Origin of the sequence: Curtobacterium sp. NPDC086286 (assembly GCF_044746255.1) — a bacterium.
GTDB lineage: Bacteria > Actinomycetota > Actinomycetes > Actinomycetales > Microbacteriaceae > Curtobacterium.
Map to the genome: position 1 here is coordinate 272964 of NZ_JBIVBW010000006.1, position 26522 is coordinate 299485.

The 26522-nt window shown below is 72.6% G+C and carries 23 protein-coding genes and 1 other RNA gene; 15 read left to right on the top strand and 9 right to left on the bottom strand.

Annotation, left to right across the window (positions count from 1 at the left end):
* Nucleotides 1-159: 159 nt before the first annotated feature.
* From ACIPKM_RS13065 to ACIPKM_RS13075, 3 genes are read right to left on the bottom strand one after another with little or no spacing between them, the layout of a single operon-like run.
* The gene (locus ACIPKM_RS13065) at nt 160-1173 is read right to left on the bottom strand and encodes a transporter substrate-binding domain-containing protein (RefSeq protein ID WP_402736877.1); all 1014 of its coding nucleotides are present in this window, start codon (nt 1171-1173) and stop codon (nt 160-162) included.
* A gap of 36 nt (nt 1174-1209) precedes the next feature.
* Nucleotides 1210-1983 carry an amino acid ABC transporter ATP-binding protein gene (locus ACIPKM_RS13070; protein ID WP_402736878.1) on the bottom strand — a complete coding sequence of 258 codons (774 nt, stop codon included), beginning with the start codon at nt 1981-1983 and terminating at the stop codon, nt 1210-1212.
* A complete protein-coding gene (locus ACIPKM_RS13075) occupies nt 1983-3092 on the bottom strand; it encodes an amino acid ABC transporter permease (protein ID WP_402736879.1) in 1110 nt (369 codons plus the stop codon). Before ACIPKM_RS13075 ends, ACIPKM_RS13070 begins: the two co-directional genes overlap by 1 nt.
* Before the next feature lie 132 nt (nt 3093-3224).
* Here ACIPKM_RS13075 and ACIPKM_RS13080 point away from each other — a divergent pair, with 132 nt between their 5' ends.
* Nucleotides 3225-3476, top strand: a complete 252-nt coding sequence (locus ACIPKM_RS13080) for a DUF4287 domain-containing protein (RefSeq protein ID WP_071295979.1) — start codon at nt 3225-3227, stop codon at nt 3474-3476.
* A gap of 47 nt (nt 3477-3523) precedes the next feature.
* Nucleotides 3524-4495, top strand: a complete 972-nt coding sequence (locus tag ACIPKM_RS13085) for a hypothetical protein (protein WP_071295978.1) — start codon at nt 3524-3526, stop codon at nt 4493-4495.
* A gap of 556 nt (nt 4496-5051) precedes the next feature.
* Here the strand turns inward: ACIPKM_RS13085 and ACIPKM_RS13090 are convergent.
* Nucleotides 5052-5624, bottom strand: a complete 573-nt coding sequence (locus tag ACIPKM_RS13090) for a GIY-YIG nuclease family protein (protein WP_071295977.1) — start codon at nt 5622-5624, stop codon at nt 5052-5054.
* A gap of 54 nt (nt 5625-5678) precedes the next feature.
* Nucleotides 5679-6524 (bottom strand): siderophore-interacting protein, encoded by an 846-nt coding sequence (locus ACIPKM_RS13095; protein ID WP_071295976.1) that lies wholly within the window; start codon nt 6522-6524, stop codon nt 5679-5681.
* Between the two features lie 75 nt (nt 6525-6599).
* Here ACIPKM_RS13095 and ACIPKM_RS13100 point away from each other — a divergent pair, with 75 nt between their 5' ends.
* Nucleotides 6600-7316, top strand: a complete 717-nt coding sequence (locus tag ACIPKM_RS13100) for a heme oxygenase (biliverdin-producing) (protein WP_071295975.1) — start codon at nt 6600-6602, stop codon at nt 7314-7316.
* Nucleotides 7317-7583: 267 nt separating this feature from the next.
* Here ACIPKM_RS13100 and ACIPKM_RS13105 read toward each other — a convergent pair whose 3' ends face one another.
* Nucleotides 7584-9350 carry a BCCT family transporter gene (locus tag ACIPKM_RS13105; protein ID WP_402736880.1) on the bottom strand — a complete coding sequence of 589 codons (1767 nt, stop codon included), beginning with the start codon at nt 9348-9350 and terminating at the stop codon, nt 7584-7586.
* A 252-nt stretch (nt 9351-9602) separates the two neighbouring features.
* Here ACIPKM_RS13105 and ACIPKM_RS13110 point away from each other — a divergent pair, with 252 nt between their 5' ends.
* The 9 genes from ACIPKM_RS13110 (at nt 9603) to ACIPKM_RS13150 (ending at nt 18984) form a co-directional block, all read left to right on the top strand.
* Nucleotides 9603-12257, top strand: a complete 2655-nt coding sequence (locus ACIPKM_RS13110; protein ID WP_402736881.1) for a phosphoenolpyruvate carboxylase — start codon at nt 9603-9605, stop codon at nt 12255-12257.
* A 153-nt stretch (nt 12258-12410) separates the two neighbouring features.
* Nucleotides 12411-13631, top strand: a complete 1221-nt coding sequence (locus ACIPKM_RS13115; RefSeq protein ID WP_402736882.1) for a multidrug effflux MFS transporter — start codon at nt 12411-12413, stop codon at nt 13629-13631.
* A gap of 55 nt (nt 13632-13686) precedes the next feature.
* Nucleotides 13687-14025 carry an STAS domain-containing protein gene (locus ACIPKM_RS13120; protein WP_070418772.1) on the top strand — a complete coding sequence of 113 codons (339 nt, stop codon included), beginning with the start codon at nt 13687-13689 and terminating at the stop codon, nt 14023-14025.
* Nucleotides 14022-14435 carry an ATP-binding protein gene (locus tag ACIPKM_RS13125; protein WP_070418773.1) on the top strand — a complete coding sequence of 138 codons (414 nt, stop codon included), beginning with the start codon at nt 14022-14024 and terminating at the stop codon, nt 14433-14435. Before ACIPKM_RS13120 ends, ACIPKM_RS13125 begins: the two co-directional genes overlap by 4 nt.
* Nucleotides 14436-14551: 116 nt before the next feature.
* Complete coding sequence (locus ACIPKM_RS13130) at nt 14552-15511, top strand: helix-turn-helix domain-containing protein (protein ID WP_092387455.1); 960 nt, start codon at nt 14552-14554, stop codon at nt 15509-15511.
* Nucleotides 15512-15535: 24 nt separating this feature from the next.
* A complete protein-coding gene (locus ACIPKM_RS13135) occupies nt 15536-16099 on the top strand; it encodes an RBBP9/YdeN family alpha/beta hydrolase (RefSeq protein ID WP_402736883.1) in 564 nt (187 codons plus the stop codon).
* 106 nt (nt 16100-16205) lie between these two features.
* Nucleotides 16206-17297: a hypothetical protein gene (locus ACIPKM_RS13140; protein ID WP_402736884.1), complete on the top strand. Its 1092-nt coding sequence runs from the start codon at nt 16206-16208 to the stop codon at nt 17295-17297.
* A 104-nt stretch (nt 17298-17401) separates the two neighbouring features.
* Nucleotides 17402-18247 (top strand): Nif3-like dinuclear metal center hexameric protein, encoded by an 846-nt coding sequence (locus ACIPKM_RS13145; protein WP_402736885.1) that lies wholly within the window; start codon nt 17402-17404, stop codon nt 18245-18247.
* 2 nt (nt 18248-18249) lie between these two features.
* Nucleotides 18250-18984: a zinc ribbon domain-containing protein gene (locus ACIPKM_RS13150; protein ID WP_071301951.1), complete on the top strand. Its 735-nt coding sequence runs from the start codon at nt 18250-18252 to the stop codon at nt 18982-18984.
* 212 nt (nt 18985-19196) lie between these two features.
* Here the strand turns inward: ACIPKM_RS13150 and rnpB are convergent.
* From rnpB to map, 3 genes are all read right to left on the bottom strand, one after another.
* Nucleotides 19197-19557, bottom strand: an RNA gene (rnpB, locus tag ACIPKM_RS13155) — RNase P RNA component class A.
* A gap of 136 nt (nt 19558-19693) precedes the next feature.
* On the bottom strand, nt 19694-20443 hold the full coding sequence (gene ppgK / locus ACIPKM_RS13160) for a polyphosphate--glucose phosphotransferase (RefSeq protein WP_070418779.1): 750 nt from the start codon (nt 20441-20443) through the stop codon (nt 19694-19696).
* Nucleotides 20444-20465: 22 nt separating this feature from the next.
* Nucleotides 20466-21329 carry a type I methionyl aminopeptidase gene (gene map, locus ACIPKM_RS13165; protein ID WP_261646026.1) on the bottom strand — a complete coding sequence of 288 codons (864 nt, stop codon included), beginning with the start codon at nt 21327-21329 and terminating at the stop codon, nt 20466-20468.
* 268 nt (nt 21330-21597) lie between these two features.
* Here map and ACIPKM_RS13170 point away from each other — a divergent pair, with 268 nt between their 5' ends.
* Genes ACIPKM_RS13170 through ACIPKM_RS13180 form a run of 3 tightly spaced genes read left to right on the top strand, consistent with a single transcriptional unit; the run spans nt 21598 to nt 26155 of the window.
* Entirely contained in the window at nt 21598-21777 is a 180-nt protein-coding gene (locus ACIPKM_RS13170; RefSeq protein WP_070418781.1) for an SPOR domain-containing protein, read from the top strand.
* Between the two features lie 45 nt (nt 21778-21822).
* Nucleotides 21823-23160, top strand: a complete 1338-nt coding sequence (gene glnA / locus ACIPKM_RS13175; protein ID WP_070418782.1) for a type I glutamate--ammonia ligase — start codon at nt 21823-21825, stop codon at nt 23158-23160.
* A 22-nt stretch (nt 23161-23182) separates the two neighbouring features.
* Nucleotides 23183-26155 (top strand): bifunctional [glutamine synthetase] adenylyltransferase/[glutamine synthetase]-adenylyl-L-tyrosine phosphorylase, encoded by a 2973-nt coding sequence (locus tag ACIPKM_RS13180; protein WP_402736886.1) that lies wholly within the window; start codon nt 23183-23185, stop codon nt 26153-26155.
* Nucleotides 26156-26522: the final 367 nt, after the last annotated feature.

A 26522-nucleotide genomic window follows, 5' to 3' on the forward strand; every position in this document is an offset into this window, starting at 1 on the left:
ACCGCCCCCCCGGAGGGGCCCTGCCCGGGGGGCGCGCGGCCCCGGCACCGCCCGGGGGGGCGCCGGGGGGGGGGGCGCCGGGCCCGGGGGGGGGGGGGGGGGCCCCCGGGGCCCCCGCGCCTCCCGTCCGTCGTGTGCGCGCGTCCCGCGCGTGCCGGGTCAGCCGGCGTCGAGCGGCAGGCCCTCCGGGTTGAGCTCGGACTGCTTCACGGCCTCGTTCGACAGGTTGTAGGCCGTGAGCCACTTGGCGTACGTGCCGTCGTCGATGAGCTCGTCGATGGCCTCCTGGACCGGCTTCGCGAGCCCGTCGCCCTTCTTGGTGGTCGCCGCGATGAGCCCCTGCAGGTCGGCGCCGGCACCCGAGTACGTGCCCGCGGTCGTCGTCGCCTTCGCCGTCCCCGCGTTCTGCTTGTTCTGGTAGGCGATCGTCGGGTTCGGGCCGAGGTAGCCGTCGACCTTGCCGGACTGCACGGCGAGGAGCTTCGCGTTCGCGTCCGGGTAGTACTTCACCGTGATGGTCTTGCCCTGCTTCGCGAGGTCGGCCTTCCACCCGAGCAGGATCTTCTCCTGGTTCGTGCCGGAGTCGGTGGCGATCGTCTTGCCGGCGAGCACGGAGGGATCACCGTCGAACCGCAGGGAGCTGCCCTCCTTCACCTGCAGCGCGAGGTTGTCCTGGCGGTACGAGGCGAAGTCGTACTTCTCCTTGCGCTGCTCCGTCACGGTGATGTTCGACAGGCCGACGTCGACCGACCCGCCGTCGATGCCGACGAACAGGTTGTCCCACGTGGCGTTCTTCACCTGGGGCTCGAGGCCGAGCTTCGCCGCGACGAGACGGCCGAGGTCGGGCTCGGAACCGGTCAGCGTCTTCTGGTCGTCGCCGGTGAAGGCGAGGGGCGGGTACCCGGACGGCAGGGCCCCGATGCCGATGACGAGCTTGCCGGACTGCTTGACGTCGGCGGGGAGCTCGTCGTGGAGCTTCGAGTCTTCCTGCACGGAGACCTTCGTCTCGGTCGCGGCGCCGTTCGAGGCGGCGCCGATCGTGACGGTGCCGTCGTCCGAGCCGGTGCCGGCGCTGGCGTTCGCGGCGCAGCCGGCGAGGGCGACGACGACGCCGGTGGCGAGGACGAGGGCGCCGGCGCGGTGCCGCCAGCGGGAGGGGGTGATCGGGGACATGGTTCTCCAGGGGTCGGGTCGGAACGGGTGGGGAGTTCAGCGGACGCGGGACAGGAAGTCGCGCGTGCGGGGGTGCTGCGGGTCGTCGATGAGCTGCGCCGGTGGGCCCTGCTCGACGATGCGGCCGTGGTCGAGGAAGACGACGTGGTCGGCGACCTCGCGGGCGAAGGCGACCTCGTGCGTGACGATGACGAGCGTCGTGCCGGACTCGGCGAGGTCCGTGATCACGCCGAGCACCTCGCCGACCAGTTCCGGGTCGAGCGCCGAGGTCGGTTCGTCCAGCAGGACCACCGAGGGCTCGAGCGCCAGCGCCCGGGCGATCGCCACGCGCTGCTGCTGCCCGCCGGAGAGCTGGCGCGGGCGGGTGGCTCCGCGGTCGCCGAGGCCGACGCGTTCGAGCAGCGTCTGGGCCCGGGCCTTCGCGGTGGCGGCGGGGACACCGGAGGCGATCGGGCCCTCGGCCACGTTCTCGAGCGCGGTGAGGTGCGGGAACAGGTTGAAGTGCTGGAACACGAACCCGATCCGGGAGCGCTGCCGCAGGATCAGGCGCTCGGGCAGCTCCTTGTAGCGCGGGACCCCGTCGCGGCCGGTCCGCACCCGGACGCCGATGGTCTCGCCGCCGACGGTGACGACACCGCGGTCGAGGGGTTCGAGGTGGTTGATCGCCCGCAGCAGCGTGGACTTGCCGGACCCGGACGGGCCGAGGATCACGGTGACGCTCCCGGACGGCAGCGACAGGTCGACGCCGTCGATGACGACGTTCTCGCCGAAGGCCTTCCCGGCGCCGTGGATGCCGATGGTGGCGCTCATCAGATGGCCTTCCCGTCGTTCTGGCCGGACGCGACCACGCGGTCGGCGGCGACCGCCTGTGCAGCGCGTGCCGACGAGGAGGGGCGATCCGCGCCTCCTGGGCCTCCCCGGCCGCGCCCGGGACCGCGGCGCACCGCGGACCGGAGCCGCTGGAACGGCGTCGGCGGGAGCGCGCGGACCGAGCCGCGCGCCGTCCATCGCTCGACGTAGTACTGGACGATCGACACCGCACTCGTGAGCGCGAGGTACCAGATCGTCGCCACGACGAGCAGCGGGATGATGTCCGTCGGGTACGTGCTCGACAGGTTCTGCACCACGCCGAACAGGTCGAGGAGCGACACGTAGAACAGCAGCGAGGACGCCTTGAGCAGGCCGACGATCTGGTTGACGAAGGCCGGCACGATCGAGCGGAGCGCCTGCGGCAGGATGACCCGCACGAACTGGCGGCGGCGGGGGAGCCCGAGGGCCTGCGCGGCCTCGTGCTGGCCGTGGTCGACGGCGAGCACGCCGGCGCGGACGATCTCCGACGCGTAGGCGATCTCGCTGAGGCTCAGCCCGATGACGCCGATCGCCAGGTCGCCGAGGACGTTCGCGGTCGGGACCTCGAACTGCGGTCCGAACGGGACGCCGATGCCGATGGTCGGGTACAGCGACCCGAGGTTGTAGAGGAAGACGAGCACCAGGATGAGCGGCACCGAACGGAACAGCCACACGTAGCCCCAGGCGAGCCCGGACAGCACCGGGTTGCGCGAGAGCCGGCCGATCGCCACGACGATGCCGCCGGCGAAGCTGATCACCGCGCTCAGTGCCGTCGCGACGAGGGTGAGCTGCAGGCCGGTCAGGATCGCCGGGCTGAACAGCCACCTGCCGACCGCCGGCCAGCCCCACTGCTCGTTGGTGAAGAGCGTCTCGACGAAGTTCAGGAGGACCACGAGGACGACCGCCGCGGCGATCCACCGCAGCGGGTGGCGCAGCGGGACGACGGGGCGGTCGAGCGCTGCGCGGCCGGCGGCGTCGATGGTCGCGTCGGCCGTGCTTCCGGCCGTGCTTCCGGTCGGAGTTCCGGCGGGGCTTCCGGTCGGGCGCTCCGTGTCGGTGGTCTGGGTCATGTCGCGACCGTAGGAGGTGCTCCGAGGCGCGACAACGCCGCGCGAAACACATCGGCACGGGAGGGAACCCGGCGTCACACGCGGGGATCGGATGACGCTCTGTGACGCGGGACGGCGGCTATCGTGACCCCCATGACCGCACACCGCGTGACCGCACCGGAGCCCCCGGCCGACGGCAGCAAGCCGAAGGGACCGGCGTCGTACTTCCCGAGCATCGAGAAGACCTACGGGCGTCCGGTGCAGGAGTGGCTCGACCTCGTCGCGGACCGGCTCGACGGCCAGAAACACATGGAGGTCGTCGCCTGGCTCAAGACCGAGCACGGCATGGGACACGGGCACGCGAACGCCCTCGTCGGCTACGTGCGGAACGCCCTCGCGGACTGATCCCCGTCGCCGTGGCGGTTGTCGGTGGTGCTGCCTAGCGTGGCAGCGTGGCCGAACCCGTCGACGCGTGGTGGCGCCGCCGACAGTGGTCGCGCGGCGTGGCGGTGCCGTACGCCGTGGGGGAGTTCCGTGCCGAGTGGTCCTCGTACCCGGTGCTCGTCCGGCAGTACCACCCGGAGTGGAACCACGGCGTCGTCCTCAGCCAGGTACCACCCGCTGCCGAGGTCCTGCTGACGTGGGAGTGCGACGTCGGGCACGTGTTCGTCGCGACCCCGGGTGAGCAGCGCTCCCGTCCGGGGCGGGAACGACGCCGGTCGGTGTGGTGCCCCGAGTGCGCCGTCCAGGCCCAGCCGCAGCGCTGGCCCGTGCTGCCGTCCGACTGGCCGGCCGCGGTGCCGGTCCCGCAGCGGGTCGTGCGCGTCACCGGTCGGCAGACGCTGCCCGCGGCTCCTGCTCGAGGGACTCCGGCCGGTGCTGTGGCATCGACGCGGTCCCGTCCTCGTCGCCCGGAACCCGGTGCACCCCGCCGGCCCCGGCCCCCGGCCGTCCCGCGGTCGATCTGCCCGAAGACGCCGCGGCTGCCCTCGGGGGAGTCGTTCACGAGCGTGTGCGCCCCGGCGACGGCCTCCGCGGTCGAGGCCGAGCTCCGTGCCGCCCTCGCCGAGCGGTTCGCCTTCACGTTCGACCATTCCGCGATCCGCCTCGACCGACCGTTCTTCGACCACGTCGAGGTCTGGCCGGACATCATCCTGCCGGAGCTCCGCGTCGCGATCGAGTACGACTCCACCGGACGTCACGGCCTCGAGCACGTCGGACCCCGGCAGGAGACGGACCGCCGGAAGGACCGTGCCGTGCGCGGTGTCGGGTGGGAGGTCGTCCGCATCCGGACCGGGCGGCTGCAGGCGCTGGGGCCGTACGACCTCGAGGTCTCCGGGATCTCCGGCCGGACGATCGCGCGCCTGGCCGACACGCTGCGCGAGGTCCGCGGCGCCCTCTTCGTCGACGCGTACGCGCGCTGACGCCTGGGCGGCCGGGCGTCGGCGCCGCACAACCACAGTGCGCCGGAACCGCGGTTCCCCGCGGTTCGGCGTGACTTGTGTTGTGCGCAGCACCCACCGCCCGCCGGCGGCGCCGCCTCGAACCACAGAAACGACGTCGAACCGCGTGCGACGGCTGGTGCGACGTCGCTTTCGTGGTTCGACGCGCGCGGGCGCCCGCTGGCGGCGTGCGCTCACCCGCCGCGCAACCGAAGTGCGCCTCAACCGCGGTTCCCCGCGGTTCGGCGTGACTTGCGTTGTGCGCAGCACCCACCGCCCGCCGGCGCCGCCGTGTCGAACCACGGAAGCGACATGGAACCGGCCGCGATGGCTGGTGCGACGTCGCTTTCGTGGTTCGACGCGCGCGGGCGCCCGCTGGCGGCGCGCGCCCGCCCGCCGCACAACCACAGTGCGCCGGAACCGCGGTTCCCCGCGGTTCGGCGTGCCTTGCGTTGTGCGCAGCACCCGCCGCCGGCCGCGGGCGCCCGCTGGCGGCGTGCACCCGCCGCGCCGCCGCGCCGCCGCGCCGCGCCGCGCCTCACCCGCGCAGCGCCAGCGCCTCGCTCCGCCACCGGGCGTGCAGCTCCCACGGGTCACTCACGCCCGCGGCCACGACCGCGACGTGCTCGAGCAACTCCGGCGTCACCCGGAACCACTCCGTACCGGGGTACCGCGACCCGGCGAACTGCGCGTGCCGCCGCCGCTCGAGCGTCCGGTCGCCGCGCTCGAACCCGAGGAGGTCCTGGTGCGGGATCGCCGCGAGCCGCTGCCGCGGGTTCGCCGTCGTCCCGATCTTGATCCGGTCGCCGAAGTCGTCCCGCATCCGCAGGTAGTACACGACGTCGACCCGCGGGGGAGCGAGGTCCCCGTCCGGCACGTCGCCCCAGCGCCACTCGCACGCCGCACACACCGCACCCGACGGGAAGCGCACCCCGACCCGCGACCCGCACACCGGGCACGGGCCGGGCAGCACGTCCTCGACGCCGACGTGCTCGGCGGCGGCGTCGACCACGAGGGCGACGTGTCCGGCGCACAGCGGCACCGCGGGCACCGCCGACCCGGCGACCGCACCGGCGTCGCAACCGGGCGCGCAGCACGAGAGGGCGACCATGCCGGGAACGCTAGCCCGACCCACCGACGTCAGCCGCGCCTCCAGGCCCGAGCGCTACTCGGTGAAGATGACGCCGATCGGTTCGCGCTTCTCCTCCTGGAACCGGTCCTCGGCGCGCCCGAGCGCCCAGTACGCGGACAGCGACATCTCGGACTTCTCGAGTCCCCAGTCGTCCTGCAGCAGTCGACGGATCGCCTTCATCGCGGTCCGCTCGCCGTGCGCGAACACCTGCACGGGCCTGGAGGCGCGCTCCAGCGAGCGAGCCGCCTCCAGCAGCAGCGTGCCCGGCTCGGCGCCGGTGGCGTCGCGGTGCAGCCACCGCAGGTCGACCCCGGCCGGGTGCGCGACGTCCTGCTCGTCGGCCGGACCCGCCACCTCGACGAGGGCGACGCCCGTGGCGGTGTCGGCCATGCCCTCGAGGGCGGCGGAGATCGCGGGGAGCGCGCTGTCGTCGCCGAGCAGCACGTGGGTGACGGCGGGGTCGGTGGACGGGGCGTACCCGCCGCCGGGACCGGAGAGCGCGAGGAGGTCGCCGGGCTGCGCCGAGGCCGCCCAGGGACCCGCGAGGCCGTCGTCGCCGTGCACGACGAAGTCGACGGCGATGGTCTTCGCCTCGTGGTCGACGGCGCGCACGGTGTAGGTGCGGCGCGCCGGCCGGTCGTGCTTCGGGAGCGACTCGCGCAGCGACTCGAGGTCGTACGGCGGCGTGAGCCCGAGCGACGGCTTCGCGAGCAGGAGCTTGACGTACTTGTCCGTGGCGGCGAGCCGCTCCGGGTCCGCTGCCGCGACGAACTCGTCGAAGGCGGGACCGCCGAGGTGGACGCGGACCATGTGCGGCGAGAGACGCTCCGTGCGGTCGACGACGAAGACGTGCTGGGGGCGTTTGGGTTTCGAGCTCATCGGTGCGAGCTTCCTCTCTCGACTTCTGGGTGCGCTGTGCTTGACGTACCGCTCAGTAAGGTTAGCCTTACCTCCATGGACACAGTCATCCCGTTCTCCGAGCTGCTGCGTCGGCGCACGCGTCGCTCGCAGGGGTCGGGCGGCGACGGGTTCATGCAGGACCTGCTCGCCGGGCGGTGCGACGTCGGCGAGTACGCGGCCCTGCTCGGACAGTACGCGTTCGTGTACGCCGCCCTCGAGCGCGCGGCCGAGCGGATGGCGGACCACCCCGTGGCTTCCCCCTTCGTCACGTCGCAGTTGACGCGGATGCCGGCGATCCGGGCGGACCTCGAGTACCTCATCGGTCCGGACTGGTCCGAGCTCGTGTGCCCGCTGCCCGAGACCACCGCGTACGTCCGACGACTGAACGAGGTCGCGGCGACGTGGCCCGGCGGGTTCGTCGCCCACCACTACACGCGGTCCCTCGGCGACCTGTCCGGCGGGCGTCTCATCGGACGACTGCTCGCGGAGCAGTTCGGCTTCGAGACGAACGGCGTCCTGTTCTACATCTTCGACCAGGTCGCCGATCCGAGTGCGTTCGAGCAGACCTACCGGGCGCAGCTCGACGCGGCTCCGTGGTCGGCCGAGGAACGCGAACGGGTGATCGCCGAGGTCGAGCTGGCGCACCGGCTCGACAGCGGGCTGCTCGCGGGGCTCGACGCGACACGGGGACCGGTGCTCGGCCGTGCCGCGGCGTGGTCCGACGATGACGGGCCGCACGGCGCGGGCGACGACGTGGCCGTGATCGCGTGACCGAGCCGAGTTGACCCGAGCGGCCACGTGCCGCCCACCAGACCCGCCGGGATCGCGGAGCGCGTCGCTTCGCAGGGGTGCTTCCGCCACGCGCCGCGATCCCGGCGCTCCCTCGTTCGTGCCGCGCCGCGGGGCCCGCGCGCCGTGCCGCCCGTGCCGCCCGCGCCGCGCCGAGCGGCGGGCGCTTGGTGAGCAGAAACTGTCGGGTGCGGGCAGCCCAGGCGACCATTTCTGCTCACGAAGCGCGCCCGCCGCCCCGCCCCCGCCTCAGTGCCGCATGCGGCGCGCGAGCTTCTGGATCGGGCCGGTCTTCGGCGCGCGCTCCGCGGGTTCGACGACCTCCTGCTGGTAGAAGTCCGCGAGGTCCGCCATCAACGCCCGACGCTCCGCCCGCGCGTACGCCCGACGCTCCCGCGTGAAGGCGATCACCGTCGACCAGCACATCAGCACCATCACGACGCTGAACGGGAGCGCCGTCGTGATCGCCGCGGTCTTCAGCGCGTTCAGCCCGCCCGCGAGCAGGAGCGCCACCGCGACGAGTGCCGTGACCCCGGCGAAGAACACCCGGATCCAGTTCTTCGGCTCGATCTGCCCGCCGGTCGCGATCATGCCCATCACGAGCGCACCCGAGTCCGCCGAGGTCACGAAGAACACCCCGATCAGGATGATCGCCCCGATCACGAGCACCGATCCGGCGGGCATCCCGCCGAGCAGCTGGAACAGGACCTGCTCGACGGACACGCTGCCGTCCGCCCCGACGAGGTCGCCGGTGCCGTGCAGCTGGTCGTACAGCGCGGTCCCGCCCATGATCGCGAACCAGAGGAAGGTCAGCAGCGTCGGGACGAACAGCACGCCGAGCACGAACTGCCGGACGGTCCGTCCGCGGGAGATCCGCGCGATGAAGATGCCGACGAACGGCGCCCACGACATCCACCAGCCCCAGTAGAACGTCGTCCACGCGCCCTGCCACTCCTGCCCGGCCTGACCCGCGAAGGCGCTCGTGTCGAACGCCAGCCCGACGAACCCCTGCACGTACTGCCCGATCGACTGCACGAACTCGCCGAGCAGGAACTGCGTCGGCCCGACGAGCAGGACGAAGACGAGCAGCACGGCCGCCAGCACGAGGTTGATGTTCGACAGGATCTTCATGCCCTTGCCGACACCGCTCAGCAGCGACCCGACGGCGATCAGCGTGACGACGACGATCAGTCCGATCTGCAGGCCCCGGGTGTTCTCCGCCGCCCCGGTGTACTCGAGCCCCGACCCGATCTGGAGCACGCCGAGCCCGAGCGACGTCGCGACGCCGAACAGTGTGCCGATCAGCGCGAGGACGTCGATGAGGTTGCCCCACCCGCCCACCACGCGCTTGCCCAGCAGCGGTTCGAGCGCCCAGCGGATCGACACCGGTCGCGACCGTCGGTGGATCGCGTACGCCAGGGCGAGCCCGACCACGACGTAGATCGCCCACGCGTGCAGGCCCCAGTGCAGGAACGTCTGCGTGAGCGCCTGCTGCGCGAGGGCGTCGTCGTCGCCCGTCACCCCCGGCCGTGGTGAGGCGAAGTGACTGAGGGGCTCGGCAACGCCGTAGAACACGAGCCCGATGCCCATGCCCGCGGCGAACAGCAGCGAGAGCCACGAGAGCGTCGAGAACTCGGGCGCCTCGTCGTCCTGGCCGAGCACGATGTCGCCGAACCGGCTGAACCCGATCCAGATCGCGAAGACGACGAACGCGGCCGCGGCGATCACGTAGTACCAGCCGAAGTCCCGCACGATCCACCCCTGGACGGCCGAGAAGACGTCCTCGGTGGCACGAGGCGCGGCGAGCGCGACGGCGACGAACGCGAGCACGATCCCCGCGGCCGGCCAGAAGACCCAGCGCTCGACGGGCGGCTTCCGGACCGCCGTGTCGGCCGGCGGGCCAGGAGCCGCGGATCCCGTCCCCACGTCGTCCTGCGTCCGCCCCGTGGCGGGTTCGCGGTCTGCCGGCTCGGCCGTCTCGTCCATGGCGTCCCTCCACCCACGGATGCGGAGCATCCCTGGCCGGATTCTACGAACGCTCGCCGTGGTCCGTCCGGGTGCGATGGGAACGGGCGCCGCGCCCGAGGCACTTCGTGAGCAGGAACGGTCGGGTCCCCTTGGCCGCGACGACCTCTTCTGCTCACGAAGCGAGGCCGCGCACCCGCCCGCCGCGGTCCGTCCGGACGGTTGTCGTCACCGGTCCCGACGGGCCGATACGCTGCTGGGATACCGGGACGACCTTCCCGGCTGAGACCCGGAGAGGACCACATGACGATCGACGGTCAGACGCGCCACGGACGCGCGCGGGACGACGTCAGTGGCGCGGTCGACAGCGACCTGCGCTCCGACGTGCGGTACCTCGGCAAGCTGCTCGGACGCGTCCTGCGGGAGACCGGCGGCGAGGACCTCCTGCACGACGTGGAGAGCCTCCGCGCCGCGGTCATCGACGCGTACGAGGGCGGCGAGGCCGAGGGGGCCGCGCGTGCCGAGGCCATCGTCGCGGACCTGTCCGCCGAGCGTGCCGAAGCCGTGGCACAGGCGTTCACCACGTACTTCCACCTCACGAACCTCGCCGAGGAGCACCACCGCGTGCGCGTGCTCCGGCACCGCGGCGACGACGGCGGACTCGCGGGGGACTCCTTCCCGGCGACGTACGCCTCGCTCGTCGAGCAGGTCGGCGACGAGGCCGCTGCGGCCCGGCTGCGCGAACTCCGGTTCCACCCGGTCCTCACGGCGCACCCGACCGAGGCCCGCCGACGCGCGGTGACCACGGCCGTGCGGCGCATCACCGACCTCATCGACGAGCGCGACCGGACGACGAACACCACGGCCCTCGCCGAGAACGAGCGCCGGCTGCTCGAGGAGATCACGACCCTCCTGCGCACCTCGCCGCTCCGCACGACCCGCCCGACCCCGCTCGACGAGGTCCGCACGGCGATGAGCGTGTTCGACCAGACGCTGTTCGAGATCGTCCCGCAGGTCTACCGCCTGCTCGACGACCGGCTGCTCGGTGACGACGCCGGCCGCGTGCCGGTCACCGCACCGGCGTTCGTGCGCTTCGGCACCTGGATCGGCGGCGACCGCGACGGCAACCCGCACGTCACGGCGGACGTCACCCGCCAGGCGGCGGAGATCGCGGCCGAGCACATCCTGCTCGGGCTCTCCCGCGCCGCCACCCGCATCGGCAGCACCCTCACCCTCGACGCGAGCGAGACCCCGGCGGACGCCGGTCTCACCGCGCTCGTCGCCGCGCAGGAGTCCCTCGACCCCGGGATCGCCGAGCGCATCGGGGTCCGTGCGCCGAACGAGACGCACCGTCGGGCGCTCCTGTTCGTCGCCGCCCGCATCGACGCCACGCGCCGGGGCGAGGCCGAGCTCGCCTACCCCGGGCCGGACGCGCTCCTGGCCGACCTCCGCACGATCCAGACCTCGCTCGTCGCGGCCGGGGCCACCCGTCCCGCGAACGGCGAGCTGCAGAACCTCGTCTGGCAGGTCGAGACCTTCGGGTTCCACCTCGCCGAGCTCGAGGTCCGGCAGCACTCGCAGGTGCACCGGAACGCCCTCGCCGAGATCCGCGCCGGTGGAGAGCTGAGCGAGACCACGGAAGAGGTCCTCGCCGTGTTCCGTACGATCGCCGCGCTGCAGGCCCGCTACGGCGTCCGCGCCGCCAGCCGCTACATCGTGTCGTTCACGCAGTCGGCAGCCGACCTCGCGAACGTCCACGAGCTCGCGGTCGCCGCACTCGGGTCGCCCGAGGCCGCCCCGGTGCTCGACGTCATCCCGCTGTTCGAGACCTTCGCGGACCTGCACGCCAGTGTCGACATCCTCGACGAGGCCGTCCGCACCGAGCCGTTCCAGCGTCGCCTCGCAGCGACCGGTCGCCGCCTCGAGGTCATGCTCGGCTACTCCGACTCCTCCAAGGACGTCGGTCCGGTGTCGGCGAACCTCGCGCTCTACGACGCACAGGCCCGGATCGCCGACTGGGCGAAGCACAACGACGTCGAGCTCACGCTGTTCCACGGCCGCGGCGGCTCGCTCGGCCGCGGTGGTGGCCCGGCGAACGAGGCCGTCCTGGCCCAGCCCCGCGGTTCCATCGACGGACGCCTCAAGCTCACCGAGCAGGGCGAGGTCATCTTCGCCCAGTACGGCGACAAGGACATCGCCGCGCGGCACCTCGAGCAGATGGCCTCGGCCACGCTGTTCGCGTCCTCGCCGTCGAACGAGGACCGCACGGCCGTCGCCGCCACGCGCTTCGCCGACCTCGCGCAGCAGCTCGACGACGTCTCGCGCGAGGCGTTCTACGGCCTCGTGAAGGCGGACGGCTTCGCGCCGTGGTTCGCGCGCGTGACCCCGATGGAGGAGATCGGTCTGCTCCCGCTCGGCTCCCGTCCGGCCCGCCGCGGTCTGAGCGTCGAGTCGCTCGAGGACCTCCGGGCGATCCCGTGGGTGTTCTCGTGGACGCAGGCGCGCATCAACCTCGCCGGGTGGTACGGCCTCGGTTCCGCGCTCGAGGCCGTCGGCGACGTGGAGCTCCTCCGCACCGCGTACGCCGAGTGGCCCCTCTTCGGCGCGATGATCAAGAACGTCGAGATGTCGCTCGCGAAGACCGACGAGCACATCGCCCGCCGGTACCTCGAGCTCGCGGACCGCGACGACCTCGCCGCGAAGGTCCTCGACGAGATGCTCCGCACGCGCGAGTGGGTGTTGCGCGTCTCGGGCGGGAGCGACGTCCTCGAGGACCGTCCCGTCCTCGCACGCGCCGTCCGGCTCCGCAGCCCGTACGTCGACGCGCTCTCGCACCTGCAGCTCCGGGCGCTCCGCGCGATCCGCACCTCGGGCAGCACGGACCCGACGGACGGTGACCACCGGCTGCTCCTCCTCACCGTGAACGGCATCGCGGCCGGCCTGCAGAACACGGGCTGATCCGCGCGGACCGGCCGTCGGTCGTCGACGCGACCATCTCGGGCCCAGGAGGCGCGGTGCCAGCTGGCACCGTCCCTCCAGGCCGTCTCGGTGTAGGCAACGCGACACCACCGCCCTTGTCGAATCGATTCGGGGGCGCGTAGCGTGGCCGACGTGACGACGGAGCGCACAGGACCGACCAGCCGGACGAGCGCCCTCCCACCGATCCTGCCGCTCGCCCTGATCGTCGGCGTCTCGCCGTTCGCGACCGACATGTACATCCCGGCCCTGCCGGCGATCGCACGCGACCTCGGCACGACGCCCGGTGCCGTGCAGCTGTCCCTGACGGCGTTCCTCGTCGCGTTCGCCGTCGGGCAGCTGCTCGCCGGACCGGTGAGCGACGGCATCGGGCGGCGTCCGCTGATGCTCGTCGGCACGGCGGTCTTCGCCGTCGCCTCCGTCGGGTGCGCGATCGCGCCGGACGTCGTGACGCTCGTCGTGGCGCGGGTGTTCCAGGGGCTGGCGGGTGCGGCCGGGGCGGTCGCCGGGCGGGCGATGGTCTCGGACGTGGTCGACGGGCCGCGGATGGCGAAGGTGTTCGGGACCCTCGCGGCCATCAACGCGATCGGCCCGGTCGTCGCCCCGCTGGCCGGGGGAGCGGTGCTGACGGTCGGCACCTGGCGACTCATGTTCGTCGTCCTCGCGGTGCTCGGTGCGGTGTTCTTCGTCGCCGTGGTCGTCCGGTTCCACGAGACCCTGCCGCGGGCGTTCCGCGGCGGGGTGGGCCTCGGTGCGAACTGGGGGCGCATCCGCGAGCTCATGGGCATCCCGCGGTTCCGTGCGTACGTGCTGACCGGGGTGCTCTCGACCATCGGGTTCTTCGCGTACATCGCCACGAGCTCGTTCGTGTTCCAGACCGGCTTCGGGTTCTCGGAGGGGATGTACACCCTCGTGTTCGCCACGAACGCCTCGATGATGATCGTCACGACGCTCGTGTTCCGCCGCGTGGTCGGTCGGTTCTCGGAGGACGCACTGCTGTCGTTCGGCCTGGCGCTCGGGACCCTCGGCGCGACGGGCGTCCTCGTGTCCGCGTTGCTCGGAGCCGGCGCGGTGCCGGTCTGGGTCTCGCTCGCCGTCGTGACCGCGGCGTGGGGGTTCGTCCTGCCGGCGGCGATGACCCGCACGCAGCACGTCGGTGCCGCGCACCCGGGGACCGCAGCGGCACTGCAGGGCGGGCTGACGTTCGGGCTCGGCGGCCTCGGCACGCCGCTCGCGGGAGCGCTCGGCGGGACGGCCGTCGCGATGGGGTCGGTGATGGCGGTGCTCATGGCGGCCGCCGTGGTCGTGCAGCTGCTGGCGACGCGACGGACCGGACGCGCCTCGACGGGTTCGTGACCCGGACCCGGTAGGTTGCAGGGTGCACCCCGCACCGATCCCAGGAGGCACCGACATGGACATCGTCGTACACGAAGCGGACGCCGGCGCCGCCGTGCTCGAGTGCAGCGGCCGACTCAACATGGTGTCGGCCCCGACGTTCCGCGAGACCGTCGCGAAGGTCGTCGGCGACGGACGGCCCCGCGTGGTCGTCGAGCTGTCCGGGGTGGAGTTCATGGACTCCTCCGGTCTCGGCGCGCTCGTCGGGTCGCTCAAGGCCGCGCGGCAGGCCGGCGGGGACCTCCGCATCGCGGCGCCGTCCGACCAGGTCGAGATGGTGCTGAAGCTCTCCAACATGGACAAGATCCTCCGCACGTACCCGGACGGGGACGCCGCGGTGACCGACTGGGCATGAACGCCGCGGTGGGTGGGCACAGCCTCGACCTGGCGTGCCCGCCGGACGACGTCACGGCGGTGCACGCGTTCCTCGCGACGGTGTGGGACACCGAGCCCACCGTCTCGGCCGAGGACCGGATGGCCCTCGAGCTCGCGCTGGTCGAACTCACCTCGAACGTGATCGAGCACGGGGCGGCCGGTCGCGGCGTCTCGTGCTCGCTCCACCTCGACGTCGGTTCGGACGCGGTCGAGGCGCAGCTGACCGACGACGGTGTGCCGGTGCCGGTCGACCCGTCCGCCGCGCAGCTGCCCGACGCGCTGGCCGAGAGCGGGCGAGGGCTGGCGCTCGTGCAGATGGTGGTCGACGACCTTCGCTACGAACGGGTCGCGGACCGGAACCTGTGGACGGTCCGGCGCGGGCGCCACTGAGTGCCGCTCGTGTCTGACGGACCGGTTCGTCCGCTTCGCGCAGCCCGTGGGCCGGTATCCGCAATGCGTGCGCATACATCCGGTGGGTTCCGTGCCGCCGTGTCACGATCCAGTCGATGAACGTCGAGCCCGACCCCAGGATCAGCTTCGAGACGTCCGGGGCCGACCTCGAGGCGGCGATCCAGATGTACGAGGACGCGTACGAGAGCGTGGGCTTCCAGGCGGAGCGCACGGAACGCCCGTTCGGCTACCGCTTCCGGGTCACGGGCGACGAGACGATGTCCTTCCGCTCCACCCGGTTCGACGCCCGGATGCAGGGCGAGCTCGAGTCCGGCGACGAGTACGTCGTGATGTGGCTCGCCGACGGTGGGGGCACCGTCGACGTCGGGCGGCAGGAGGTCGCCTTCACGCCCGGCACGCCGATGATGTTCCCGACCGGTCGACCGTTCGCCTTCGACCTGCAGGACCTCCGGCAGAGCCTGGTCCAGTTCGATCGCACGTTCCTCGAGGGCGTGGCGGCCGAGGAGCACGGCACGCAGCCGGCCCCGCTCGTGTTCGACCACACCCAGCCGCCGCGGCGCGAGGACCTCCGCGGGTGGAACGCCCAGGTCCGCCGGGCCGCCGAGACCGTGCTCGGCGAGGCACCGGTGTCGCAGCTGGTCCTCGCGGAGACCGCCCGGGACACCGCCCTCGCGCTCCTCCGCACCTTCCCGCACACCGTGCTCGCGCCGGACATCACCCTGCCGCAGGGCGCCACCGGCCGGGTCCGCGAGGCCGTCGAGTACATGCACGCGTTCGCCCACACCCCGATCAGCACGACCGACGTCGCCGAACACGTCGGGCTCAGCGTGCGCGGGCTCCAGCAGGCGTTCCAGCGGCAGGTCGGTACGGCGCCCAACGCGATGCTGCGCGGCATCCGGCTCGACCGCGTCCGCGAGGAACTCCGCCGCTCGTCGCCCGGTGACGTCACGGTCGCCGCGATCGCCGTGCGGTGGGGTTTCGCCCACCTCGGACGGTTCTCCGGGGCGTACGCCGCCCGGTTCGGCGAGTACCCGCGCGACACGCTGCACGGCTGATCCGACCCCCACTACGCTTCGAGGGTGCGCAGACCTCGACCGTGGGTGATCGTCCCCGGGATCTGGAACTCCGACCCCGACCACTGGCAGTCGCTGTGGCAGGACGACCGGTCGGCCGAGGACCCGGGCGCGGTCGTCCGGATCGCACCGGCGTCGTGGAGCGAGCCCGACCCGGACGACTGGTCCCGCGCGATCACCAGCGCCGTGGCCGCCGTCGACGAACCGCCGGTGCTCATCGCGCACAGCCTGGGCGTCCTCGCCGTCGCCGCGTGGCTCGGTCAGCGCGGACACGCCGAGGTCGCGGGTGCCTTCCTCGTGGCGCCGCCGGACCCGCTCGCGCCGGGGTTCCCCGCCGCAGCGGCCGGGTTCGTCGAGCCGGTGGCCCAGGCGGCCCCTGCGGTCCCGACGCGTCTGGTGGTCAGCGACGACGACCCGTACTGCACGCTCGACCGGGCCCTGGGGTTCGCGGACGTCCTCGGTGCCGGAGTCGTCCGGGTCGGCGCGCTCGGCCACGTGAACGTCGCCAGTGGTGTCGGTGCCTGGCCGGACGGCCGTGCACTCGTGGACGACCTCGAGCGCACGCTCTGACACCGTCCGCGACACGCCGTTCACCTTCGAGGCGATATGGCAGGGACTCCGGCGACACACCGGGGATGTCCGCCGAGATGAGCGTTGCGATATTTATCCTTCGATCATGGAAACGCAGTCCGGTGCACGCACCCCCCTCGTCGACCCGTTCGGTCGCGAGCTCGAGGAGTGGCTCCGTGACGCCCCGGCGACGCGCGCCCCGTACCTGTCGGACCTCGTGGTCCCGCCGGTCACCGGGCCCGTGCAGCGTCCGGACGCAGCGTCGGACGCCCCCGTCGAGCCCGCCACGACCAGCGGCGCCGCGGCCGTCGTCGACGCCGGTGTGCCGGTCGACGACTCCGCCTTCCGTCGCCCCCGCGACCGTGCTCGGCACGCCGCGGTCTGCGCGCCGTCCTTCCCCGAACCACCGGAGCGCCTCGCCCTCCGCATCGAGGACCTCGCCGTCGAGGTGTCCTCGGCCAGCGGGCGCACCACGATCGAGCGCATCGTGATCCTCGAGGACGAGGTCCGTCGTCGTGACGAGGACCTCGCTCGCCTCGCCGCGTGGGAGGCCACCGTCGCCGGACAGCGCGACCCCGAGGTCGAAGCCGCTCGGGCGTTCGCCCACGCCGTCTTCGCGGACCTGCTGGCCGATGCCGCGCTCGAGGCCGATCGTCGTGACCGTGCCGCGGCGCGGCGTGCGGCGACGGGCAGCGTGCCGGTCGCCGGCGTGCCTGCGTCGGCCGCCGTCCCGGCGTCCGCCGTCGTCACCGCCGTCGTCACCGCGACGGGCTCCGCACCGGCTCCCGCACTCGTGGACGCGACCGAGGTCGTGGACGCGATCGACGCCCCCGAGGCGACCACGCCGGGACGCGACGAGCCCGCTCGACCGGTGCTGTCCCTCCCGGTCGTCTCACCGGTGTCCGCGAACACGCGACCCACGCCGCTCGTCCAGCCCGCGACCGGGCCGACCGTGATCGACCGTGCCGCGTTCGCCGCCGCGCTGACGGCGCACGCCGGCGCGACGGCCAGCACGCCTGTCGTGCTCCCGGAGGCCGTCGTCCCGACGACCGCCGAGACGGCCGCCCACGCGCCCGCCGCGCACACGCCCGCTGGGCACCCCGCCCACGCAGCCGACGTCGCGTCCGAGGACCGTGCCTCCGCCGGGTGGTGGACGCGCTTCGTCGCCGTCGTCATGCGCGCGTTCGGTCGCCGCTGATCCACCGGGCAGCCGCGCGTCGCCCGTCGTCCACAGTGCTGCTCGGTCCCGTGGTCGTCCACAGGGCGCCCGGACCGACCCGGGCGGCTCGGTAGACTGACGGGATGCCGACGCTCCGCGAACTCCAGGCCGTGATCGAAGACCTGTGGCCCGCCGCCGGCGCCGAGTCCTGGGACTCCGTCGGGCTCGTGGCGGGGGACCCCGACCAGACGGTCGAGCACGTGCACCTCGCGGTCGACGCCGTCCCGGCCACCGCCCGCGAGACGGTCGAGCTCGGCGCTGACCTGCTGCTCACCCACCACCCGTTGCTGCTCCGCGGCGTCACCACGATCGCCGAGTCGACCTACAAGGGCAGCGTGCTCGCCACCCTCGTGCGCGGCGGGGCAGCCCTCGTCGCCGCGCACACCAACGCCGACGTCGTGACGACGGGCACCTCGGCCGTGCTCGCCGACCGGCTCGGCCTGACCGACCAGCGCCCGCTCGAGGCCGGTGCGGACCCGTCGACGGGCATCGGCCGCGTCGGGGTGCTCGCCGAACCGACCACGCTCGGCGCGCTCGCCCGGGCGCTGGTGGACCTCCTGCCCGGCACCGCGACCGGCGTCCGGGTCTCGGGGGAGTTCGACCGGCCCGTCCGTTCCGTCGCGCTCTGCGCCGGCGCCGGTGACGCGTACCTCGGCCACCCCGACGTGCTCGGTGCCGACGTCTACGTCACGAGCGACCTCCGGCACCACCCGGCGTCCGAGTTCCGCGAGCAGGCGATGCTCGTCGGCGGACCCGCCCTCATCGACACCTCGCACTGGGCCACCGAGTGGCTCTGGCTCGACGTCGCCGCCGAGCAACTCCGCCGCGCCGCGGGCGTCCGCGTCACCGTGAGCGACCTCCGCACCGACCCGTGGGACTTCGCCGTCCTGCCGGCCGCCGAACCCACCACCGACACACAAGGAGTCTGACCATGAAGGCAGCACCCGAGGACCAGGTCATCCTCCTCGACGTCCAGCGTCTCGACAACGACGTCACCCGGATCGCGCACCGCATCACGTCGCTGCAGAAGGGCGACCGGCTCACCGAGCTCGGCACCACGGCGGCGGGGCTGCGCGCCCAGCTCGCGGCGGCCACCGGCGAGGTCGAGGACGCCGAGCGCGAACTCGCCCGCCTCGAGTCCGACACCGCCACGGCGCAGGCCCGTGTGGAGCGTGACACCACGATGCTCCAGAACGTGTCCAGCGCGAAGGACGCCGCTGGTCTCCAGAGCGAGCTCGAGTCGCTGCAGCGCCGCATCGGGGACCTCGAGACCGCTGAGCTCGAGGTCATGGAGAACCTGGACGGCTTCCGCGCCCGCGTCGGTGACATCGAAGCGCAGCTCGCCGACGTCGAGGCCGCGCGTGCCGGGCTCGTGGCCGAGCGCGACGCCGAGATCGCCCGGCTCGAGTCCGACCGTGAATCGGCCACGCAGAGCCGTGCCGCCGTCGCCGCGAAGGTGCCGGCGGACCTCCTCGCGCTGTACGACCGGCAGCGGGCACGGTACGGCTTCGGCGCCTCGCTGCTGCAGGGCGGGGTGTCCACGGCGTCCGGCGTGACGCTCACGAACTCCGACCTGCAGACCATCCGGCGGGCAGCGCCCGACGACGTCGTGCTCTGCCCCGACAGCGACGCGATCCTGGTGCGGACCGCGGAGTCCGGGCTCTAGGCGCGACCTGACGACGAACGGGAGGCGCGGTGTCGGCTGGCACCGCGCCTCCCGTCCGTCGCGTGCGTGCGCTGGTCGCGTCACGTCGCACGTGGGCGCAGTGTGCGAGGTCTCGCGCTGCGTGCGAGGGCGCTGGCGTCGCACGCAGCACGGAACCTCGCACAGTGCCGCGGTCGGCGCGCGCGCCGCGCTTGCACGCCGAGCGTGGGGTGCGAATGGGCCGGCCGTACGCCGGGTTCTGTCCCGCCGCTCGCGCGGCGGTGACGGCCATCTCTCTCGGACCGACGTTGCCGTCGGCCTCCAGCGGTCTACCCGAGGACTCGGCGAGCAGCCTCAGCGTCCTCTGTCTGACCTTGCTCCGGGCGAGGTTTACCGAGCGGATCCGGTCACCCGGACCCCTGGTGGTCTCTTACACCACCGTTTCACCCTTACCGACGTCGCCGCCGGCGGTCTGCTTTCTGTGGCACTGTCTCGCGGATTGCTCCGGGTGGGTGTTACCCACCGCCCTGCTCTGTGGAGCCCGGACGTTCCTCGGCACTCCCGGGGGAGTGACGCGACCGTCTCACCGACCCATTCGCGAGCACGAGTCTACCGGGCACGGGGCCACGTCGAACCACGAATCCGACATCGAACCAGCGGCGTGGGCCGGTTCGATGTCGGATTCGTGGTTCGACCCGCGGCGAGGCCGCGACGACGGCGCGTCGACGCGTCAGGCGCTCCGCGCGGCCAGGGTCGCGGCGCCGATGATGCCCGCGTTGTTCCGGAGCGTCGCCGGGATGATGTCCGCCTGCAGGTCGAGCAGCGGCAGGAACTCCTCGTACTGCTTCGAGACCCCGCCACCGACGACGAAGAGCTCCGGGGAGAGCAGGGCCTCGAGCGTGGAGTAGTACTTCTGCAGCCGCTTCGCCCAGTGCTTCCACGACAGGTCGTCGCGCTCCTTCGCGGCGAACGAGGCGCGCGACTCGGCGTCGTGCCCGTCGATCTCGAGGTGCCCGAGCTCCGAGTTCACGATGAGCACGCCGTCGTTGATGAGCGCCGTGCCGATCCCGGTGCCGAGCGTCGTGACGACGACCAGGCCGTCCTTGCCCTTCGCCGCACCGAACTGCTGCTCGGCGAACCCGGCGGCGTCGGCGTCGTTGACGAAGTGGATGGAGCGGCCGAGCTCCTTCTCGAAGAGCGCCTCGGCCTCGAAGCCGATCCACTTCTTCGAGACGTTCGCCGCGGACATGGTCTTGCCGTCGCGGACGATCGCCGGGAAGCAGACCCCGACGGGCACGTCCGACGCCGGAGCGAGCTCGTCGAGGATGGACGCGGCCACGGCGACGATGTCGTGCGGCTTCCCGCCCTCGGGCGTGGCCTTCTTGATCCGGTCGGTGGTGAGTTCGCCGGTGGAGACGTCGACGATCGCGCCCTTGATGCCCGTACCGCCGATGTCGACGCCGACTGCGAGGGAGGTCATGAGGAGCCTTTCGGTGTGGAGGTCAGGAGACCGTGAGGAGTTCCGCGCCGCGCTCGGTGACGACGAGGGTGTGTTCGAACTGTGCGGTCCACGACTTGTCCCGGGTGGAGACGGTCCAGTCGTCGGCCCAGATGTCGGCGTCGATGCCGCCGAGCGTGAGCATCGGCTCGATCGTGAAGACCATGCCGGGTTCCATGACGTCGTCGAAGCGCGGAGCGTCGTAGTGGGGGATGATCAGCCCGGAGTGGAACGCCCGCCCGACGCCGTGGCCGGTGTAGTCGCGGACGACGCCGTAGCCGAAGCGCTTCGCGTACGCCTCGATGGCACGGCCGATGACGTTCACCTGCCGGCCCGGGGCGACGGCCTTGATCCCGCGCTCGAGGGCGAGTCGCGTGCGGGTCACGAGGTCCTCGACCTCCTGCGACGCCTGCCCGACGATGAAGGTGCGGTTCGTGTCGCCGTGCATCCCGTCCTTGTAGGCGGTGATGTCGATGTTGACGAGGTCGCCCTCCTGCAGGACGGTGTCGTCGGGGATGCCGTGGCAGATGACCTCGTTGAGGCTCGAGCAGAGGGACTTCGGGTAGCCGCGGTAGCCGAGCGTCGAGGGGTAGGCGCCGTGCGCGACGACGAACTCGTGGCCGATCCGGTCGAGCTCGTCCGTCGTGACACCGGGGCGGATCGCCGCGCCGACGGCGTCGATGGCCTGGGAGGCGATGCGCCCGGCGGTCCGGATCCGCTCGACCTCGTCCGGGGTGTACGTGTCGCCGAGTCCGTGCTCGTGCGGCTCGGCCTTGCCGACGTACTCCGGACGCTCGATCTCCTTCGGGACGGACCGCAGCGGGGAGATGCGGCCGGCGGTCAGGTGTCCGTGTTCGTCCCGGGGCATGCGGACCACTCTAGCCGGGGCCGCGTGTCGCGCGGACGCGGCCGGTGCGCGGGGAACAGTTCCGTCCTCACGCGCTCAACGACACCTCACGCGTCGTGGGGCCCGTGAACTGTCGCCCAGCGCGAAACCTCGCCGCGGGGCGCGGACGCGACCGCCTGGAGGCGCGGTGCCGGCCCGACGGACGCCAGCCGCGCCTCCAGGCGGTCACCCGGCGCGCGTGGCGCGACCCGCCCGCACCGCCGCCGCCCCACCTGGGTACGGTGGCGGCATGAGTGACGAACGCATCGAGTCCCAGTGGTGGTTCAACGAGAAGACGCACGCCGTCGAGCAGGGCCCGCAGTCGCCGCAGCGCGACCGGATCGGCCCGTTCGCCTCGCGTGAGGAAGCGCAACACGCCCTGGACCGGATCAAGGCGAACAACGAGCGTTGGGACGACGAAGACCAATAGGCTGAGACTCCCAGCTGGACCAGCTGCACCACGGAAAGGGCGTCAATGGACAAGCAGACGGACTTCGTGCTCCGCACCATCGAGGAGCGGGGCATCAAGTTCATCCGACTCTGGTTCACGGACGTCATCGGGACCCTGAAGTCCGTGGCGATCGCCCCGGCCGAGGTCGAGGGCGCGTTCGCCGAGGGCATCGGGTTCGACGGCTCCGCGATCGAGGGCCTCACGCGCTCGTACGAGGCGGACGTCCTGGCCCACCCGGACCCGTCGACGTTCCAGATCCTCCCGTGGCGCGGCGAGATCGACCCGACCGCGCGGATGTTCTGCGACATCACGACGCCGGACGGCCAGCCCGCCGTCGCCGACCCGCGCAACGTGCTCAAGCGCACGCTGGCGAAGGCGAGCGAGCGCGGCTTCACGTTCTACACGCACCCCGAGATCGAGTTCTACCTGCTGAAGAGCCGCGACTGGAAGGACGGCGGCCCGCAGCCCGTCGACCGCGCCGGCTACTTCGACAACGTCCCCGGTGGCAGCGCGCACGACTTCCGTCGCCGGTCCGTCCGGATGCTCGAGGACCTCGGCATCTCGGTGGAGTTCTCCCACCACGAGGCCGGCCCCGGCCAGAACGAGATCGACCTCCGCTACGCCGATGCACTGACGATGGCGGACAACATCATGACGTTCCGCACCGTCGTGAAGGAGGTCGCGATCGAGCAGGGCGTCTACGCGACGTTCATGCCGAAGCCGATCTCCGGCCAGCCGGGCTCGGGCATGCACACGCACGTGTCGCTGTTCGAGGGCGACCAGAACGCCTTCTACGAGGCGGGCGGTCAGTACCAGCTGTCCGACACCGCGAAGCACTTCATCGCCGGCGTCCTCAAGCACGCGCCGGAGATCACCGCCGTCACGAACCAGTTCGTGAACTCGTACAAGCGCCTCTGGGGCGGTGACGAGGCCCCGTCGTTCGTGACCTGGGGCCACAACAACCGCTCGGCCCTCGTGCGCGTCCCGCTGTACAAGCCGAACAAGGGCCAGTCCGCCCGCATCGAGTACCGCGGTATCGACTCGGCGGCGAACCCGTACCTCGCGTACTCGCTGCTGCTGGCCGCGGGGCTCAAGGGCATCGACGAGGGCTACGAGCTGCCACCAGAGGCCGAGGACAACGTCTGGAGCCTGTCCGACTCCGAGCGCCGTGCCCTCGGGTACAGCCAGCTGCCGGCGAGCCTCGACCACGCGCTGAGCCTCATGGAGGACTCGGAACTCGTGGCGGAGACGCTCGGCGAGCAGGTCTTCAACTTCGTGCTGCTGAACAAGCGCCAGGAGTGGAAGGCCTACCGCGACCAGGTCACGCCGTTCGAGCTCGACACGAACCTCGGCGCGCTCTGACGGCACCGGGGGCACGCACCACATGACCGGTCGGACGACGACGTCGCGTTCCGAGTTGGCCCGCCTGGGCTTCGCGGAGCTGTCGGAGAGCCTGGAACGCATCGCCGACCTGGAGGCGCGGTTCGGCCCCGACCTGCAGGTGCCGGTGAGCGGGTCCCCGGCACTGTGGGAGTCCACGGCCGATCCCGACGGCGCACTCCGCGCGCTCGAGCGGCTGCTCGAGCGCGCGCCGGACGAACTGCGTCCGGTCCTCGCGGACGACGCCGCCACCGAACGGCTCGTGCGGCTCCTCGGTGCGTCGGTCGGGCTCGGTGAGTTCCTGCACCGCCGTCCGGCGGAGATCGACCTGCTCCTGGCGCCGGTGACGGCGCCGTGGTCGCAGCAGGAGTACACCGACTCGTTGCTCGCCGCGATCGACGGTGCCACGGGTGAGGACGCCCGACTCCGGCTCCGGGTGCGCTACCGCCGGCACCTGGCCCAGATCGCGCTGTTCGACGTCCTGAACGCCGCGCCGACCGAGGCGTTCCCCGCCGTCGCGGCCGGGCTGGCCGACCTCGCCGGTGCCGCGCTCGAGGCCGCGGTGGACGTCGCCCGGCGCGAGGTCCCGTTCCCCGCGGCCGACGTCGAGGCGACGCCGCTCGCCGTCATCGCGATGGGCAAGGCCGGGGCCCGCGAACTCAACTACGTCAGCGATGTCGACGTCATCTTCGTCACCGAACCCACCCGCGACGACGAAGCGGGCACGGGCGTGGGGACCGACCGCGCCGTGCTCATCGCCACGCGGCTGGCGATCGCGGCCACGCACGCCATCACCGACCTCGCGGCCGAACCGGCGCTGTGGGAGGTCGACGCGAACCTCCGGCCGGAGGGCAAGGACGGCGCGCTCGTCCGGACGCTCGACTCCCACGTGGCGTACTACGAGCGCTGGGCGAAGGAGTGGGAGTTCCAGGCCCTGCTCAAGGCGCGGCCGATCGCCGGGTCGGTCGACCTGGGGGAGCGCTACGCCACCGCGGTCGCCGACTTCGTGTGGACGTCGGCGCAGCGACCGGGGTTCGTCGAGTCCGTGCAGCGCATGCGGCAGCGGGTCACCGACAACATCCCCGACGACGAGGTCGACCGGCAGCTCAAGCTCGGGCCGGGCGGTCTGCGCGACGTCGAGTTCACCGTGCAGCTGCTGCAGCTCGTGCACGGCCGCGACGACGAGACCGTGCGGGTCCGGTCCACGCTCGAGGCGATGGACGCGCTCACCGACGCCGGCTACGTCGGCCGTGCCGAGGCCGCCCGCTTCGGGCCGGACTACGCCCTGCTCCGCCTGCTCGAGCACCGCATCCAGCTCCGCCGCCTGCAGCGCACCCACCTGATGCCCTCCGACGAGGACGAGCTCCGGGTGCTCGCCCGGTCGAGCGGTCTCGCACGGTCCGCTGCGGCGCTCGAGACACGGTGGCGCGCCGTGAAGCTCGAGGTCCGCGGCCTGCACGAGCGCCTGTTCTACCGACCGCTCCTGTCCGCGGTGGCCGCGAGCGACGGCGACATCGTGCTCACCAGCGTCCAGGCGGTCGACCGGCTCGGCGCGATCGGCTTCGCGGACCCCGCCGGGGCACTCGGTCACATCCGGGCCCTGACGCAGGGCACGAGCCGCCGGGCGGCGATCCAGCGGAACCTCCTGCCGGTGCTCCTGCGCTGGATGGCCGAGGGACCGGCACCGGACCGGGCGCTCCTGGCCTTCCGCCGGCTGAGCGACACCCTGGGGGAGTCGAGCTGGTTCCTCCGCATGCTCCGGGACTCCTCCGGCGCGGCGCACTCGCTCACCACCGTGCTCTCGGAGTCGGCGTTCCTGTCCGGGCTGCTCGAACGCTTCCCCGAGGCGGTGGCCTGGCTCGACGAACCGGAGGCGCTGCTGCGCCCCCGGCCGATCGAGTCGCTGCTCGCCGAGGTCACGGCGACGACGGCACGGCACGGGGACGACGTGGACGGCGCGGCCGCCCTGGTCCGGTCCGCCCGCCGGCGTGAGACGCTCCGACTCGGCATGGCCGCCGTCCTCGGACACCTCGACGTCGATGCCCTCGGCCCGGCGTTGAGCGACGTCACCGAGTCGACCCTGGCCGGTGCCCTCACGCTCGCGCGACGGGACGCCCCGGCAGGCCTGGAGTTCGGCGTCATCGCGATGGGGCGGTACGGCGGCCGTGAGCTCGGCTTCGGCTCGGACGCCGACGTCCTCTACGTGTACCGGGCGACCGAGGACGTCCCGTCCGAACAGGCTTCGCGAGCGGCGCAGACCATCGTGCGGGAGCTCGCCCGCTTGACCGACGACGCGATCCACCCTCTCGACCTCGACATCGACCTCCGCCCCGAGGGCAAGAACGGCCCCGTGGTGCGCACGCTCGACTCCTACGGCGCGTACTACGCCCGCTGGTCGCTCACTTGGGAGGCCCAGGCGTTGCTCCGGGCCCGTGGGGCGGTCGGGGACGCGCAGCTCCTGCGTGACTTCGAGCACCTCGCCGACCGCACGCGCTACCCGGAGCACATCGACGACCAGCAGGTGCGCGAGGTCCGACGCATCAAGGCCCGCGTCGAGTCCGAACGCCTCCCGCGCGGTGCGGACCCCGCCCGGCACCTCAAGCTCGGCCGCGGTTCCCTGAGCGACGTGGAGTGGTTCGTCCAGCTCCTCCAGCTGCAGCACGCGCTGACGATCCCCGGCCTCCGGACGACGTCCACGCTCGAGGCGCTCGACGCCGCCCGCGACGCCGGACTCGTCGCCCCCGACGACGCCGAGCGTCTCGGTGCCGCCTGGCGCTTCGCCTCGCGGACCCGGAGCGCGCTCGTGCTCTGGTCGGGCAAGACCACGGACGTGCTGCCCGTCGACCGGGTGCAGCTCGAGGGCATCGCACGCCTGATGGAGTACCCGCCGGGGTCCGCCTCGGAACTCGAGGAGGACTACCTCGGGGTCACCCGCCGGGCACGTCAGGTCTTCGAGCGCGAGTTCTACGGCGCCTGACGCCCGCCGCGACACGCCCGGACCGACGTGTTTCGCAGCGAGTTGACACGTCCTCGGAAGTGAATTCCCCGTAACGTGCAGCGTCCCCCGTTCGACATCTGCCTGTACCCCGGCATGTCGAGGTCGGGCGTCCGTTACCGGGATGTGATCCTGCTGACCACGTCGACGCGAGGCGACGGCCGGAGCTGCTCGCGGCGCGCCCGGCGACCATGACCTGAACAGGGCTTTCGCTGGGGGCCGAGCCGCGCCTCCTGGCCCGTCCACCACCCGCACAGGGTGAGTGGCAGGGTGAACGCGGTCCACCGGAGTGCTGTCAGCACCAGTGCGGACACGATGACCACACGCGGAGGGGGACCGTGGTGTACCC

Coding starts and splice junctions, on each gene's coding strand:
- ACIPKM_RS13065 (WP_402736877.1), bottom strand. CDS start 1,173: ATGTCCCCGATCACCCCCTCCCGCTGGCGGCACCGCGCCGGCGCCCTC.
- ACIPKM_RS13070 (WP_402736878.1), bottom strand. CDS start 1,983: ATGAGCGCCACCATCGGCATCCACGGCGCCGGGAAGGCCTTCGGCGAG.
- ACIPKM_RS13075 (WP_402736879.1), bottom strand. CDS start 3,092: ATGACCCAGACCACCGACACGGAGCGCCCGACCGGAAGCCCCGCCGGA.
- ACIPKM_RS13080 (WP_071295979.1), top strand. CDS start 3,225: ATGACCGCACACCGCGTGACCGCACCGGAGCCCCCGGCCGACGGCAGC.
- ACIPKM_RS13090 (WP_071295977.1), bottom strand. CDS start 5,624: ATGGTCGCCCTCTCGTGCTGCGCGCCCGGTTGCGACGCCGGTGCGGTC.
- ACIPKM_RS13095 (WP_071295976.1), bottom strand. CDS start 6,524: ATGAGCTCGAAACCCAAACGCCCCCAGCACGTCTTCGTCGTCGACCGC.
- ACIPKM_RS13100 (WP_071295975.1), top strand. CDS start 6,600: ATGGACACAGTCATCCCGTTCTCCGAGCTGCTGCGTCGGCGCACGCGT.
- ACIPKM_RS13105 (WP_402736880.1), bottom strand. CDS start 9,350: ATGCTCCGCATCCGTGGGTGGAGGGACGCCATGGACGAGACGGCCGAG.
- ACIPKM_RS13110 (WP_402736881.1), top strand. CDS start 9,603: ATGACGATCGACGGTCAGACGCGCCACGGACGCGCGCGGGACGACGTC.
- ACIPKM_RS13120 (WP_070418772.1), top strand. CDS start 13,687: ATGGACATCGTCGTACACGAAGCGGACGCCGGCGCCGCCGTGCTCGAG.
- ACIPKM_RS13125 (WP_070418773.1), top strand. CDS start 14,022: ATGAACGCCGCGGTGGGTGGGCACAGCCTCGACCTGGCGTGCCCGCCG.
- ACIPKM_RS13130 (WP_092387455.1), top strand. CDS start 14,552: ATGAACGTCGAGCCCGACCCCAGGATCAGCTTCGAGACGTCCGGGGCC.
- ACIPKM_RS13140 (WP_402736884.1), top strand. CDS start 16,206: ATGGAAACGCAGTCCGGTGCACGCACCCCCCTCGTCGACCCGTTCGGT.
- ACIPKM_RS13145 (WP_402736885.1), top strand. CDS start 17,402: ATGCCGACGCTCCGCGAACTCCAGGCCGTGATCGAAGACCTGTGGCCC.
- ACIPKM_RS13150 (WP_071301951.1), top strand. CDS start 18,250: ATGAAGGCAGCACCCGAGGACCAGGTCATCCTCCTCGACGTCCAGCGT.
- ppgK (WP_070418779.1), bottom strand. CDS start 20,443: ATGACCTCCCTCGCAGTCGGCGTCGACATCGGCGGTACGGGCATCAAG.
- map (WP_261646026.1), bottom strand. CDS start 21,329: ATGCCCCGGGACGAACACGGACACCTGACCGCCGGCCGCATCTCCCCG.
- ACIPKM_RS13170 (WP_070418781.1), top strand. CDS start 21,598: ATGAGTGACGAACGCATCGAGTCCCAGTGGTGGTTCAACGAGAAGACG.
- glnA (WP_070418782.1), top strand. CDS start 21,823: ATGGACAAGCAGACGGACTTCGTGCTCCGCACCATCGAGGAGCGGGGC.
- ACIPKM_RS13180 (WP_402736886.1), top strand. CDS start 23,183: ATGACCGGTCGGACGACGACGTCGCGTTCCGAGTTGGCCCGCCTGGGC.